12 protein-coding genes are annotated in these 13,441 nt (G+C 73.6%); 8 read left to right on the top strand and 4 right to left on the bottom strand.

Annotation, left to right across the window (positions count from 1 at the left end; genetic code table 11):
* The 5 genes from IF19_RS0102500 to IF19_RS0102480 form a co-directional block, all read left to right on the top strand.
* On the top strand, window positions 1-938 hold a 938-nt coding region (locus IF19_RS0102500), incomplete at its 5' end, for an acetate--CoA ligase family protein (RefSeq protein WP_030289841.1).
* Window positions 939-1,006: 68 nt separating this feature from the next.
* Window positions 1,007-1,603 carry a DUF5998 family protein gene (locus tag IF19_RS0102495; protein ID WP_030114631.1) on the top strand — a complete coding sequence of 199 codons (597 nt, stop codon included), beginning with the start codon at window positions 1,007-1,009 and terminating at the stop codon, window positions 1,601-1,603.
* Window positions 1,603-2,790 (top strand): alkaline phosphatase family protein, encoded by a 1,188-nt coding sequence (locus tag IF19_RS0102490; RefSeq protein WP_030114632.1) that lies wholly within the window; start codon window positions 1,603-1,605, stop codon window positions 2,788-2,790. Before IF19_RS0102495 ends, IF19_RS0102490 begins: the two co-directional genes overlap by 1 nt.
* Window positions 2,791-2,836: 46 nt before the next feature.
* Complete coding sequence (locus tag IF19_RS0102485) at window positions 2,837-3,487, top strand: thymidine kinase (protein ID WP_030114633.1); 651 nt, start codon at window positions 2,837-2,839, stop codon at window positions 3,485-3,487.
* 138 nt (window positions 3,488-3,625) lie between these two features.
* Complete coding sequence (locus IF19_RS0102480; RefSeq protein ID WP_030276082.1) at window positions 3,626-4,678, top strand: metallophosphoesterase family protein; 1,053 nt, start codon at window positions 3,626-3,628, stop codon at window positions 4,676-4,678.
* Between the two features lie 64 nt (window positions 4,679-4,742).
* Here IF19_RS0102480 and IF19_RS0102475 read toward each other — a convergent pair whose 3' ends face one another.
* Window positions 4,743-5,534, bottom strand: coding sequence for a VOC family protein (locus IF19_RS0102475; protein WP_030114635.1), 792 nt, complete (start codon window positions 5,532-5,534; stop codon window positions 4,743-4,745).
* Window positions 5,535-5,770: 236 nt separating this feature from the next.
* Here IF19_RS0102475 and IF19_RS0102470 point away from each other — a divergent pair, with 236 nt between their 5' ends.
* The gene (locus IF19_RS0102470) at window positions 5,771-6,601 is read left to right on the top strand and encodes a sulfurtransferase (RefSeq protein ID WP_030276084.1); all 831 of its coding nucleotides are present in this window, start codon (window positions 5,771-5,773) and stop codon (window positions 6,599-6,601) included.
* Between the two features lie 84 nt (window positions 6,602-6,685).
* Here IF19_RS0102470 and sepH read toward each other — a convergent pair whose 3' ends face one another.
* Window positions 6,686-7,771: a septation protein SepH gene (gene sepH / locus IF19_RS0102465; RefSeq protein WP_030114638.1), complete on the bottom strand. Its 1,086-nt coding sequence runs from the start codon at window positions 7,769-7,771 to the stop codon at window positions 6,686-6,688.
* Window positions 7,772-8,266: 495 nt separating this feature from the next.
* Between sepH and IF19_RS0102460 the strand changes: the two genes are divergently transcribed.
* Window positions 8,267-9,445, top strand: a complete 1,179-nt coding sequence (locus IF19_RS0102460) for a hypothetical protein (protein WP_078580408.1) — start codon at window positions 8,267-8,269, stop codon at window positions 9,443-9,445.
* Window positions 9,446-9,539: 94 nt separating this feature from the next.
* Here IF19_RS0102460 and IF19_RS0102455 read toward each other — a convergent pair whose 3' ends face one another.
* Window positions 9,540-10,862, bottom strand: coding sequence for a D-arabinono-1,4-lactone oxidase (locus IF19_RS0102455; RefSeq protein WP_030276086.1), 1,323 nt, complete (start codon window positions 10,860-10,862; stop codon window positions 9,540-9,542).
* On the bottom strand, window positions 10,819-12,066 hold the full coding sequence (locus IF19_RS0102450; RefSeq protein ID WP_030114641.1) for an MFS transporter: 1,248 nt from the start codon (window positions 12,064-12,066) through the stop codon (window positions 10,819-10,821). The genes IF19_RS0102455 and IF19_RS0102450 overlap by 44 nt, the downstream gene beginning before the upstream one ends.
* 184 nt (window positions 12,067-12,250) lie before the next feature.
* Here IF19_RS0102450 and IF19_RS0102445 point away from each other — a divergent pair, with 184 nt between their 5' ends.
* Entirely contained in the window at window positions 12,251-13,378 is a 1,128-nt protein-coding gene (locus IF19_RS0102445) for a ferrochelatase (RefSeq protein ID WP_030114642.1), read from the top strand.
* Window positions 13,379-13,441 lie beyond the last annotated feature (63 nt).

The following is a 13,441-nucleotide window of genomic DNA, read 5'->3' as shown; positions in this document are numbered from 1 at the left end:
CCCCGGCCGCACCCGCCGCCCCCGAGGCGACGCCCCCCGCCCCCGAGGACCGGCCCCGCCCCGGCCGCATCCCGGCCTACCCCGCCGCCGAACGCGCCGTACGGGCCCTCGCCGAGGCCGTGAAGTACGCCCAGTGGCGGCGGCAGGCGGCCGTGCCCGGCAAGGTCCCCGAACTCCTCGACGAAACCATCGACGAGGCCGGGGCCGCCGCCCTGATCCAGGCCCACCTGGCCGCCGCCCCCGATCCGCGCGGCCGGCAGCTCGGCCACGACGAGGCCCGCGAGCTCCTCGGCCGCTACGGCATCGACGTACGCCCCACGCTGCCCGCCCCCGACCCCGACGCGGCCGTCGCCGCCGCGGCCCGGCTCGGCTACCCGGTCGCCCTCAAGACCACCGCGCCCCACCTGCGCCACCGCGCCGACCTCGGCGGAGTGCGGCTCGACCTCACGGACGAGGACGCCCTGCGCCGGGCGTACGGAGACCTCACCGACCTCCTCGGCAAGCCCGCCGAACTGCTCCCTGTCGTCCAGGCGATGGCCCCGCGCGGTGTGGACACCGTGGTCCGCGCCTCCATCGACGCGGCCGCCGGGGCCGTCCTCTCCTTCGGACTCGCGGGCGCGCCCTCCGAACTGCTCGGCGACACCGCGCACCGGCTGGTCCCCGTCACCGACCGGGACGCCGCCGAGCTGATCCGGTCCATCAGGGCGGCCCCGGTGCTGTTCGGCTGGCGCGGCGCGGCCCCGGTCGACACGGCCGCGCTGGAGGAACTGCTGCTGCGCCTCTCCCGGCTGGTCGACGACCACCCCGAGGTGGTCTCCGTCGCGCTCGAACCGGTCGTTGTCGCCCCGCAGGGACTGACCGCTCTCGGCGCGACCGTCCGGCTCGCCCCGCCGCCCGCCCGCAACGACCTCGGCCCCCGCCGCCTTCCGAGCTACTGAGTCACACCGACCGCCGCCGGCCGCCGGGGCGTCCCCGGCAGTCACCCGCCCGCCGTAGGATGGTGCACATGGCGAAGACCGGTACGACGACCCAGGGGCTGCGCGCGGCGATCGAGCGCAGCGGCTACTACCCGGCCCTCGTGGCCGAGGCGGTGGAGGCCGCCGTCGGCGGAGAGCCGGTCGCCTCGTACCTCGTGCACCAGGAGACCACGTTCGACTCCAACGAGGTCCGCCGCCATGTCACGGTCCTCGTCCTCACGGAGAACAGGTTCATCGTCAGCCACACCGACGAGCAGGCCGCCGACACCAGCTCCCCGACCCCGTACGCCACCACGTCCACGGAGTCGGTCAAGCTGGAGCGGATCTCCTCCGTCGTGGTCAGCCGCGTGGTGGCGAACCCGGAGAAGTACGTCCCGGGCACCCTGCCCCGCGAGGTCGTCCTGACCATCGGCTGGGGCGCGGTCTCCCGGATCGACCTGGAGCCCGCCGCCTGCGGCGACTCCAACTGCGAGGCCGACCACGGCTACACCGGCAGCTCCACCGCCGACGACCTGAGCCTGCGGGTCAGCGAGGCCGGCGACGGCCCCGACGCCGTGCGCCAGACCCTCGCCTTCGCCCAGGCGCTCTCCGAGGCCACGGCCGCCACCGCGGCGACCGGCCGCTGATGGCCCAGCCCGCCTGGCAGGACCCCGAGCCGCTGGCCCTCGGCACCGCGCCCGTACCGGAGTACGGCAGCGGATCGCTCGCGGACCTGCTGCCGACGCTCGTCGCCGGGCAGGAGGTGCCGGGCTTCACCGCAGCCATCCCCGAGCTGGCCCCGGCCGACCGGAACTGCGTCTTCCTGATCGACGGCCTCGGCTGGGAGCAGATCAAGGCCCATCCGGACGAGGCGCCCTTCCTGCACTCCCTGCTCCCGACCTCGCGCGGCGGCACCGGCCGGCCGATCACCGCCGGCTTCCCCTCCACCACCGCGACCTCGCTGGCCTCGGTGGGCACGGGGCTCCCGCCCGGCGAGCACGGCCTGCCCGGTTACACCGTGCGCGACCCGGGGACCGGCGCGCTGATGAACCAGCTCCGCTGGAAGCCGTGGACCGAGCCGAAGGTGTGGCAGCCCCACCCCACGGTCTTCCAGCTCGCGGACGCCGCCGGGGTGCGCACCGCGCAGGTCTCCGCGCCGATGTTCGAGCAGACCCCGCTGACCAAGGTCGCGCTCAGCGGCGGCTCCTTCCTCGGCCGGCTCTCCGGCGAGGAGCGCATGGACGTCGCCGCCCAGCGGCTCGCCGCGGGCGACCGCTCGCTCGTCTACACGTACTACAGCGAGGTCGACGGCAAGGGCCACCGTTTCGGCATGGACTCCGACGCCTGGCGGGGCCAGCTGATGTACGTCGACGGGCTCGCCCGGCGCCTCGCCGAGCAGCTTCCGCCGCGCTCGGCGCTCTACATCACCGCCGACCACGGCATGATCGACATCCCGTTCGACGAGCAGTCCCGGATCGACTTCGACGAGGACTGGGAGCTCGGCGCGGGCGTCGCCCTGCTGGGCGGCGAGGGCCGTGCCCGCCACGTCTACGCCGTACCGGGCGCCCAGGCCGACGTACTGGCCGTCTGGCGCGAGGTCCTCGGCGAGCAGTTCTGGGTGGCGAGCCGCGAGGAGGCCATCGGGGCGGGCTGGTTCGGGCCCGTCATCGACGAACGGGTCCACGGCCGGATCGGCGACGTGGTCGCCGCCGCCCACGACGACGTGATCATCACGGCCTCCGTCAACGAACCCCACGAGTCCGCGATGACCGGGGTGCACGGCTCCCTGACCCCCGTGGAACAGCTCGTCCCCCTCCTCGAAGTACGCTCGTAACCCTCCCGTTCCCCGACCGACCCCTCCGAAAGGTGCTCGACCTCTCATGCCCGAGCTGGTGTTCTTCTCCGGAACCATGGACTGCGGAAAGAGCACGCTGGCCCTGCAGATCGGTCACAACCGCTCGGCGCGCGGACTCCAGGGCGTCATCTTCACCCGGGACGACCGCGCGGGGGAGGGCAAGCTCTCCTCCCGGCTCGGCCTGGTGACGGACGCCGTCGAGGCCGAGGAGAGCATGGACGTCTACGCGCACATCGTGGGCCGGGTCAGCCGGGGCGGACGGGTCGACTACGTGATCGTGGACGAGGCGCAGTTCCTCGCCCCGACGCAGATCGACCAACTGGCGCGGGTCGTCGACGAACTGGGGCTCGACGTCTTCGCCTTCGGCATCACCACGGACTTCCGCACCAAGCTGTTCCCCGGCTCCCAGCGGCTGATGGAGCTGGCCGACCGGATAGAAGCCCTCCAGGTCGAGGCGCTCTGCTGGTGCGGCGCGCGCGCCACGCACAACGCCCGTACGGTGGACGGCGAGATGGTCGTCGAAGGCGCGCAGGTCGTCGTCGGCGACGTCAACCGGCCGGCGGGCGAGGTCGGTTACGAGGTGCTGTGCCGCCGCCACCACCGCCGCCGCATGACGAGCGGATCCGCCCGGGCCGGCGCACTCTCGCCGGACGTCCTGCCGGTGTCCTCGGACTGAACCGTACGGTCCGTGCGGAGGGGCTCCCCGGGGTTCAGCCCGCGGTCACCTCGGCCACCCCCGCACGTCACCGGAGTCGATCAGGCTTCCTTCCTCCGAACCCCTCCGCGGGGCGCACCACGAAGGAAGTAACCACCGATGGATCGCAGATCGTTCATGGCCACGACCGGCCGCGCCTCACTCCTGGCGGGCGGCGCGCTCACCGCGGGCGCCGCGCTGACGGCCGCACCGGCCGAGGCCGCCCCCGCGCACGACGGGCGCGGCCACCACGGTGGCGGCCGTACGGTGCGGTTCAACATCATCAGCGACATCCAGGGCGATCTGGCCGACTTCGGCAAGGCCCTCGACGATCTGCACCGGATCAACCCCGACAGCGCCGGGCTCGGCGTGGCCGGCGACATCACGCCGCGCGGCTACGACTTCGAGTACGCGGAGGTCCGCCGCACCCTCCAGCGTCACCGGCACCCCAGGAACGTCGCGTGGGCCATCGGCAACCACGAGTTCTACGTCCCGAAGTACAGCGACCCGAACACGCTGGCCCAGGGCACCTGGCCCAACGGCACCACCGAGGACTCGCTCTTCCGCAGCTTCTACAACTTCGCGGGGCGCAACAAGGTCTACACGGAGGCGTCGTTCGGCGGGGTTCCCGTCCTCACCCTCGGGACCGAGCGCTACGCGCACTACCACGACGCGAAGCTGTGGGACGAGGTGTGGATCAGCGACGCGCAGTTCGCCTGGCTGGAGGACCGGCTCGCCCACTGGGCGCGTCGGCGCAGGCCCGTCATGGTGCTGACGCACCACCCCCTGCCGAACACGGTGTCGGGCACCCGCAACAAGCTCTACCTGGGCGACTACCTCCAGCCCGACCGGCTGCTGTCGATCCTGGGCCGCCACAAGGACGTGTTCCTCTTCTCCGGCCACACCCACTGGGACCTCAACCTGTCGGACTGGGCGGTCCGCCGGGTCGTCCCCGGAACCGGGAACCTGGACGGCTTCACCGTCGTCAACACCTCGGCGGTCCAGACGGGGTGGACGGACGACGGCAAGGGCGGCGAGGTCGCGGTGGAGGGCTCGTTCAACCAGGGCCTCCAGATCGAGGTGAGCCCGCGCACGGTCGTCATCAAGGCCCGCGACTTCTCCCGGGGCGCCTGGCTCAAGCAGCTCACGGTGCCGCTGCACACGACGGCCTGACAGCGGCGGGACGGGGGCCGCTCGACGACGACCCCCGTCCCGCTCTCCGGTCACTGCCCCGGGGTCACCGCCCGAACGCGTCACTCCCGGACGGCCTGACGAGGGTGAACACGGCGCCTTCCGGGTCCGCGACCGTGGCCAGCCGCCCGCTCGACGCCTCGCGCGGCGGCTGCAGCACCCGTCCGCCCAGCTCGACCACCCGGGCCGTCGCCAGATCGGTGTCGGCCACCTCGAAGTACGTCATCCAGTGCGGCCCCCGGTCGCGCGGCAGCGCATGGCCCACCCCGTGCAGTGCCGCCACCGGGACGCCGGCCAGTTGCAGGGTCTGGTAGTCGAAGTCGGCCGAGAGAACCGCCTCCGTCTCGTAGCCGAAGACCGTCTGGTAAAACTTCGCCACCATCGACGTCTCGCGCGTCACCAGCTCGTTCCAGACGGGGGCGCCGGGCACGCCCGCCGTCATCGTGCCGAGGTGGTCCGAGCCCTGCCAGATGCCGAAGACCGCCCCGCCCGGGTCCGAGGCGATGGCGAGCCGGCCGGCGTCACCGGCGTCCAGCGGACCGACGGCGACGGTCCCGCCGCAGGAGCGCACGGCCTCCGCCGTGGCGTCGGCGTCGTCCGACGCGAGATAGGTGGTCCAGGCGATCGGGAGGTGCCGGTCGGGCGGCAGCTGGCCGATGCCCGCGACCTCCGCGCCGTGCAGCAGGCCGCGGACGTAGGGGCCCAGCTGGTCGGGGCCCGGCAGGAACTCCCAGTCGAAGAGGGAGCCGTAGAACTCCTGGGTCGTGGTCAGACCGTGCACGATCAGACTGACCCAGCAGGGTGTGCCGGGTGTACGCCGGGCGGGGGCCTCCGTCATCGTTCTTTCTCTCCTCGGACCGTTGTGGTGGCCGTGCGGGGGAAGGGGGCGGGTGCGCCGTCCCGGGTCGGGGCGGGGCCCGCGAGCCCCGTGCAGATGCTCGCACCCGCCGGCGCGGGGAGCGCACCGGCCGCGCCGCGTCGTACCGGTTCCCGGCGAAGGGCGGCCGGACTTCCGCCGGCCGCCCTGTCCGCTGCGGTTACGGGTGCCCGGTGCGCTGCGCGAGGATGGCACCCATGAAGCCCATCATCACCGCATCCGCATGCGCGAGCGAGTCGGCCGGTCCGCGGCCTCCCGTGCTCCTGGACGTCCGCTGGCGGCTCGGCGGCCCGCACGGCCGCGCCGACTACGAGGCCGGCCACCTGCCCGGAGCCGTCTTCGTCGACCTCGACCAGGACCTCGCGTCCCCGGCCGGCGGCGGCGGCCGCCACCCCCTCCCTGACCCGGAGGTGTTCGGGGCCGCGATGCGCCGGGCCGGGGTCGGCCAGGACACCCCCGTCGTGGTGTACGACGGCGGCCAGGGCTGGGCGGCGGCGCGCGCCTGGTGGCTGCTGCGCTGGGCGGGGCACCGGGACGTACGCGTACTCGACGGCGGTCTCGCCGCCTGGGCGGGTGACCTGTCCACCGACGTCCCGCACCCTGCCGAGGGCGATTTCCGGCCGAAGCCCGGGGCGCTTCCCACCCTGGACGCGGACAGCGCGGCCGCCTTCGCCCGGTCGGGGCTGCTGCTCGACGCACGGGCGGCCGAACGCTACCGGGGCGACGTGGAGCCGATCGACCGGGTCGGCGGCCACATCCCCGGTGCGGTCTCCGCGCCGACCGACGAGAACACGGGTGCGGACGGACGCTATCTCCCGGCCGAACAGCTCGCCGCGCGGTTCGCCGGACTGGGCGCGAAGGCCGGCGCCGAGGGGGTGGGCGTCTACTGCGGCTCCGGGGTCTCCGGCGCGCACCAGGTGCTGGCCCTGGAGATCGCGGGGCTCACCGGCATCCTGTACCCCGGGTCCTGGTCCGAGTGGTCCGCCGACCCCTCCCGGCCGGTCGCCACGGGCCCCGAGCCCCAGTAGTCCGCAGGCGCCCCGCAACGCCGAGGGGGCGGGCCCGATGCGCACCCGCGCACCGTTCCCGCCCCCACCGGTCGTCACTCCCGGTCAGTCCTGCTTCTTGCGCCGGGTGCCGAAGACGATCTCGTCCCAGCTCGGCACCGCCGCCCTGCGGCCCGGCCGGACCCCGTCGGCCTCGGCCTGCCGGTCCGTCGTCCCGGTCAGCCGGTCCCGGTGGCCGGCCACCGCCCGGGGCATCAGCACATCCGCGTACGCGGACCCCGCCCCGGCCGAAGCGGCGGCGGCCGGCGGCTCGTCCGCCTCCGCCTCCTCCGCCGGCTCAAGCGCGGGCGGCTCCGGCTGCTCGGGCACCACCATGTCGCCGCGGAAGCTCGGGACCGCCTCCAGCAGGCTGGTCAGCGAGTCCCGCTCACCGCCCGAGGCGCTGCTCACGTACTCCTCGGGCTCGGCGACCGGGGCGGGCCGCTCGATCTGGCGCTCCAGCGCCCGGTCCAGCGGGCGCTCTCGCTCGATCTGCCGGTCGAGGCTGCGGTCCAGCGGCCGGTCGCGCGGCAGCCGCGCGATCCGGGGCACGAACGGGAAGCTCGGCTCGGGCGCGGCGTCGTCGCTCTCGCCGATCAGCGAGCGCGCCTCGTCGTCCACGGCCTGGACCAGCCGCCGGGGCGGGTCGTACGTCCAGCTCGCCGAGTGCGGTTCGCCCGCGACCCGGTAGACGAGCAGGACCTCCCAGGTGCCGTCGTCGCGGCGCCAGGAGTCCCACAGGACGGTTTCCTTGTCGGCGCCGCGCAGCAGGAGACGCTCCTGCACCGCCTCGCCGAGCTGGGGGCCGGTGTTCTCGCCGGGACGGCGCACAGGAGTCTTCCGGGCCCGTTCGGCCATGAAGGCGCGCTCCGCGAGCACGGGGCCCTCGAAGCGGCGAACACGGTCGACGGGGATGCCCGCGAACTGGGCGACCTCCTCGGCGGAGGCGCCGGCTCGTATCCGGGCCTGGATGTCGCGGGGGCGGAGGTGGCTCTCCACCTCGATCTCGATCTGGCCGAGCCGCGCGCGGTCGTTGCGCACGGCGGCCCGCAGCCGCTCATCGATCGGAAGCGTGTACTCCGTGCTGTCCGCAGCCTTGAGCACCAGTCGTGTGCCGTCGTTGGAGACGGCCACGACACGCAGTTCGGGCATGGGGACCTCCCGGGTGGTGCCTGCCGACGTCACGTGCGTCGCTGCTTCCGCTAGTCGAGTGTGACCTGCCCGGGTGCAGCCTGTCACAACCTTGCCAAGTTGCCCGGCGTGTCGGGCGCTCGTCCTGGTCCGCCGCCATGACACGGTTGTCCGTTGCGACCCAAAGTGCCCGATTTGGTCACCTTGTGCAGCAGGCATCCGTGCGATGCCTTGAAACCACCGGTGCGGGTGCCGCCGTCGGCCCCCTCCGGTGGCTGCGGAATCCCACGTCGGAGTCCGCCCCAGGGCTCGTCACAGTACTCCATTCGGGCCACCGGGGTGGACCGGCGCGCCGCCGAAGTTCTCGCGAGGTGCGGGAGTTGATGTACCCGGTTCTCCGCGAAATGCCCCTGATGCGTGTCGTGCTTCACACAATCCCCGGAAACGGAACTATCGGCTTCGCTCATTTGTCCCTTCCTGGTGCATGGTGGGAGAGATGTCAAGCAGGGGCTGGTAATGGTTCAGAAGCCGGAAAGCGACACGGAGCAGACGGAACAGAAGGAAAAGCGCATCGATCTGAGTCTCCCGCAGGTCGCCGGGAGCGCGGTGGCCGCCGTCGCGGCAGCGGTGGCCGCCTCACAACTGGGGGTCTACGGAACGATCGCCGGGGCGGGCGTGATGAGCGTCGTCGCCACCTGCGGCGGCTCGGTCTTCCAGCACTTCTTCCGCCGCACGGGCGAACAGATCCGCGAGGTGACGGTCCAGGTCGTCCACCCCGAGGGCCGTCAGGTGACCGTGCACACCAAGGAGACCACCCCCTCCGGGCGCAGAGCGGCCGCACGACGGTCCGCTCCGGAGCCGGAGCCCCCGGCCGAGGACGCCACGACGGTGCTGCCCACGGTGGACCCGGGCGCGGTCCCGGAGGTGGTCCCGGACGCCGAGAGCACCCAACTGCTCACCCAGGTCGCCCCCGGGGACCCTGACCGGACCCAACTGCTCGACCTCGGCGACGCGCGGACCCGCATGCTCCGCGTCCCGCCGCCGGGCGGCGGGCCCGCGAGCGGCTCCGGAGCCGACGACGACCGTACGCGGATGCTCCGGCGGGTCGACGGCACGGGGCCGGCCCCGCAGCCGGGAGCGGACCCGGCCGCCGACGAGGAGTTCGGCGAGAGCGTGACCCACGGCACGCGGCTGCGCGGTTGGAAGCGCCCCGCGCTCGCGGCCGCCGCCGTCTTCGCCCTCTCCATGGCCGGGATCACCGCCTTCGAGGTCCTGTCGGGCAACGACCTCAACGGCGGCCAGGGCACCACCCTCGGCCAGGTGGTGCGCGGAGGCGGCGACCACCGCGACTCCGGCCCCGCCGACCCCACGCCCTCGGGCGACACCGGCCGGGACGGCGGAACGGACGAGGACGGCCCGACCCCCTCCGCCTCCACCGGTTCGGCGCCCGCCACGGACGGCGGCGACGGCAGCGGTACGAGCACGGACCCCGGCACGGGCGCCGACCGGGACAAGCCCACCACCGGACCCACCCCGACCCCGGCCCCCTCCGGCTCCACCGGCCCGGCCACGCCCGGACCGGCCAGGCCGACCCCCTCGGCCCCCGGCGACACCGGCACCGGTGCGCCGTCGGCCGACACCGGCGTCGCCCCCGGGCAGGGCCAGGAGGGCCCGCCCGCCGACGAAGCCGAGTGACCGGCGGGCCGGCCGCCGGCACCGCGCACTGCGGCCCCGGCCCCCTCTCGCCGGAGGGGGCCGGGGCCGCAGTGCGTCGCGGAAGCGGCGGGAGTCAGTCGCCGAGCACGCGCCGCAGGTAGTCGTTACCGAACATGCGGTCCGGGTCCAGCCGGTCGCGCAGCGCCGTGAACTCCCCGAAGCGCGGGTAGACTTCGGAGAAGTAGGCCGCGTCCCGCGTGTGGATCTTGCCCCAGTGCGGCCGGCCCGCCTGCGCGGTCATGATCCGCTCGACCGCCGTGAAGTACGAGCGGTGGGGCGTGCCCCGGTACAGATGGACGGCGATGTAGGCGCTGTCCCGGCCCGACGCGGTCGACAGCGTCATGTCGTCGGCCGGAGCGGTCCGCACCTCGACCGGGAAGCTGATCTTCAGCGGGGAGCGCTCGACCATCGCCTTGAGCTCCCGCAGCGCCGCCACCGCGTGCTCGCGCGGAACGGCGTACTCCATCTCCACGAACCGCACCCGGCGCGGGCTGGTGAACACCTTGTACGGGATGTCGGTGTACGTACGCGCCGACAGCGCCCGGCTGGAGAGCCTGGCGATCGACGGGATCGTCGCCGGGACCGCGCGCCCCAGCGCACAGGCGACCCGGAAGACCCCGTTGGAGAGCAGCTCGTCGTCGACCCAGGCGCTCACCTTTCCGGGCGGGGCGGCCGGACCCGCGCTGCGGTTGTTCCGCTTGGTGTTGCAGTTGCCCGTGTGCGGGAACCAGTAGAACTCGAAGTGCTCGTTCTCGGCCACGAGCTCGTCGAAGTCCGAGGCGACCCGGTCGAAGCTCATCGGCTCCTCACGCGCCGTCAGCAGGAAGATCGGTTCCACGGCGAGGGTCACGGCGGTGATCACCCCGAGGGCGCCGAGCCCGATCCGGGCCGCCGCGAAGATCTCCGGGTTCTGCTCGGCGGAGCAGACCAGCACGGTGCCGTCGGCGGTCACCAGCTCCAGCGCCCTGATCTGCGCGGATATCGACGCCGAGTCCCGGCCCGTCCCGTGCGTGCCGGTGGAGGTGGCCCCGGCGACGGTCTGCTCCATGATGTCGCCCATGTTCGTGAGCGACAGGCCCTCGCGGGCGAGTGCGGTGTTGAGCCGCTTGAGCGGAGTCCCGGCCTCCACCGTCACGGTCATCGCCTCGCGGTCGATGTCCCGGATCCCGGTGAGCAGGTCGGGGCGTATCAGCACGCCGTCGGTGGCGGCCGCCGCCGTGAACGAGTGGCCCGAACCGACCGGCTTCACCTTCAGCCCGTCCGCGCCCGCTCTGCGCAGCACGTCCGCCAGTTCGTCCACGGACGCGGGGGACTCGGTGCGGGCGGGCCTGGCGGTGACGGTGCCCGCCCAGTTATGCCACGTGCTCGTCCTCGTCCGTGCGTAGGTGTCGCTCATCTTCCCCGCGCCCTCCCGTCGTGGCCGGTCCGGCCAGCCGCCGATATCCCAGGAACGCCACCACCGCCGCGAGCGCTCCCGCCGCGACGGGCACCGCGTACCCCGCCTTCGCCCCGGCGGCGTCGACCACCCAGCCGGCGGCCGAGGAGCCGAGCGCCACTCCGACCGCGAGCCCGGTACTGGTCCAGGTCATGCCCTCGGTCAGCTTGGTGCGCGGTACGTGCGCTTCGACGAGGGCCATGGTGGTGACCATCGTCGGTGCGATGGCGAGGCCCGCGACAAAGAGCGCCACGGCCAGCAACGGAAGGTTCCCGGCCAATTGGAGGGGGATCATACTCACGGCCATCGCGACGACACCCACCAGCCACCTGGTCGCGGGGTTCCCCTTCAGGTGCAGCAGCCCGAACACGGCCCCGGCGAGGCACGAACCGAGCGCGTAGACGGCCAGCACCAGGGAAGCGGCGGACTTGTGCCCGCGGTCCTCGGCGAAGGCCACCGTCACCACGTCCACGCCACCGAAGATCGCGCCCGTCGCCACGAATGTGGCCACCAGCACCTGGAGCCCCCGTGAGCGCAGCGCCGAGCCCCCGGAGTGCTGCGACTTCGGGTGCGGCACCGGTTCGGTCGCGCGCTGCGCGGTCAGCCAGAAGACGCCGACCAGGAGGAAGCCGGCCGCGATCAGCGGGCCCGCCTCCGGGAACCAGGCGGTGGACAGCCCGATGGAGATGATCGGGCCGAAGATGAAGCACACTTCGTCGACGATCGACTCCCACGCGTAGGCGGTGTGCAGGTCCCGGCTGGAGCCCCGGTAGATCTCCGCCCAGCGGGACCGGACCATCGACCCCACGCTCGGCACGCAGCCCGCGCCCACCGAGAAGAGGAACAGCGTCCACTCCGGCATCCCCTGCTGGGCGCAGATCAGCAGCCCCGCGACCGCCGCCACCGCGACCAGCGTCACCGGGCGCAGCACCCGGCGCTGTCCGTAACGGTCCACCAGCCGGGAGACCTGGGGGCCGCAGACCGCGGCCGACATCGCCAGGGTCGCCGACAGCGCCCCGGCCAGCCCGTAGCGGCCGGTGAGCTGGGAGATCATCGTCACGACGCCGATGCCCATCATGGACAACGGCATCCGGCCGAAGAACCCCGCGGCGGAGAACCCCTTGGTGCCGGGGGCGGAGAAGATGGCGCGGTAGGGGCTGGGCAAGGGGTACTCCGGTCGTGCCTGTCATGCGTGTAGCTGGCCGATACAGCTTACGGGCCGGGTGACCGCGCCGGACACCGCTTCCCCCGGCGCCGCAGGCCCGGTCTGCCACCTCGCCCCGGCTTTCCCGACGGGGCGTCGGATGTCGGGTGCCGCGCCGTCCGGGGCGGGTGGCAGGATCGATGCCATGTCCGATCTGCGCGATCCCGCTCCCTACGACGCCCTGCTGCTGCTCTCCTTCGGCGGCCCCGAGGGCCCGGACGACGTGGTCCCGTTCCTGGCGAACGTGACCCGCGGCCGCGGCATCCCCGAGGAACGCCTCAAGGAGGTCGGACAGCACTACTTCCTCTTCGGAGGGGTCAGCCCGATCAACGCCCAGAACCGCGCCCTGCTGGACGCGCTGCGCAAGGACTTCGCCGACCACGGCCTGGACCTGCCGGTCTACTGGGGCAACCGCAACTGGGCCCCGTACCTGACCGACGTGCTGCGCGAGATGACCGAGGACGGCCACCGCCGGATCGCGGTCCTCGCCACCAGCGCCTACGCCTCGTACTCCGGCTGCCGCCAGTATCGCGAGAACCTCGCCGAGTCGCTGGCCGCACTGGAGGACGAGGGGCTGGAGCCGCCCCGGGTGGACAAGCTGCGCCACTACTTCAACCACCCCGGCTTCGTGGAGCCCATGGTGGACGGCGTCCTCGCCTCGCTCGCCGACCTGCCCGAGGACGTCCGGTCCGGCGCGCACATCGCGTTCACCACCCACTCCATCCCGACCTCGGCCGCCGACGCCTCCGGCCCCGCGGAGGCGCACGGCGAGGGCGGCGCGTACGTCGCCGAACACCTGGACGTGGCCCGCCTGATCATTGAGGCCGTACGCACCCGGACCGGCACCGAGCACCCCTGGCAGCTCGTCTACCAGTCCCGCAGCGGCGCCCCGCACATCCCGTGGCTGGAGCCCGACATCTGCGACCACCTGGAGACCCAGCACGGCGAGGGCGTCCCGGCGGTCGTCATGGCGCCCATCGGCTTCGTCTCGGACCACATGGAGGTCCTGTACGACCTCGACACCGAGGCGAAGGCCAAGGCCGCGGAGCTGGGACTGCCGGTCCGCCGCTCCGCCACGGTCGGCGACGACCCGCGTTTCGCCGCCGCCGTGCGGGACCTGCTCCTGGAACGCGCCGGGAGCGAGCGCGGCCGGGCGGTGGAGCGCTGCGCGCTGGGGTCGCTGGGGCCGTCCCACGACCTCTGCCCGGTCGGCTGCTGCCCCGCCAGGGCTCCGAAGCTGGCCGCGGCGGGCGCGGACAGCCCGTACGCGTAGCCCGTACGCCCGAGGCGCGGGCCCCGTACGACCGCCGGCCCGCGCGCACCGACCACCTGGGAG

Origin of the sequence: Streptomyces californicus (assembly GCF_000717645.1) — a bacterium.
GTDB lineage: Bacteria > Actinomycetota > Actinomycetes > Streptomycetales > Streptomycetaceae > Streptomyces > Streptomyces californicus.
The sequence above is the reverse complement of the archived record's forward strand: the minus strand, read 5'-3'. Positions and strand labels throughout refer to the sequence as shown.

Bases quoted from the DNA above. Each gene is read 5' to 3' on its own strand.
- IF19_RS0102470 (WP_030276084.1), top strand. From the start codon at position 5,771: ATGAAGCCCATCATCACCGCATCCGCATGCGCGAGCGAGTCGGCCGGT.
- IF19_RS0102490 (WP_030114632.1), top strand. From the start codon at position 1,603: ATGGCCCAGCCCGCCTGGCAGGACCCCGAGCCGCTGGCCCTCGGCACC.
- IF19_RS0102475 (WP_030114635.1), bottom strand. From the start codon at position 5,534: ATGACGGAGGCCCCCGCCCGGCGTACACCCGGCACACCCTGCTGGGTC.
- sepH (WP_030114638.1), bottom strand. From the start codon at position 7,771: ATGCCCGAACTGCGTGTCGTGGCCGTCTCCAACGACGGCACACGACTG.
- IF19_RS0102495 (WP_030114631.1), top strand. From the start codon at position 1,007: ATGGCGAAGACCGGTACGACGACCCAGGGGCTGCGCGCGGCGATCGAG.
- IF19_RS0102460 (WP_078580408.1), top strand. From the start codon at position 8,267: ATGGTTCAGAAGCCGGAAAGCGACACGGAGCAGACGGAACAGAAGGAA.
- IF19_RS0102445 (WP_030114642.1), top strand. From the start codon at position 12,251: ATGTCCGATCTGCGCGATCCCGCTCCCTACGACGCCCTGCTGCTGCTC.
- IF19_RS0102455 (WP_030276086.1), bottom strand. From the start codon at position 10,862: ATGAGCGACACCTACGCACGGACGAGGACGAGCACGTGGCATAACTGG.
- IF19_RS0102480 (WP_030276082.1), top strand. From the start codon at position 3,626: ATGGATCGCAGATCGTTCATGGCCACGACCGGCCGCGCCTCACTCCTG.
- IF19_RS0102485 (WP_030114633.1), top strand. From the start codon at position 2,837: ATGCCCGAGCTGGTGTTCTTCTCCGGAACCATGGACTGCGGAAAGAGC.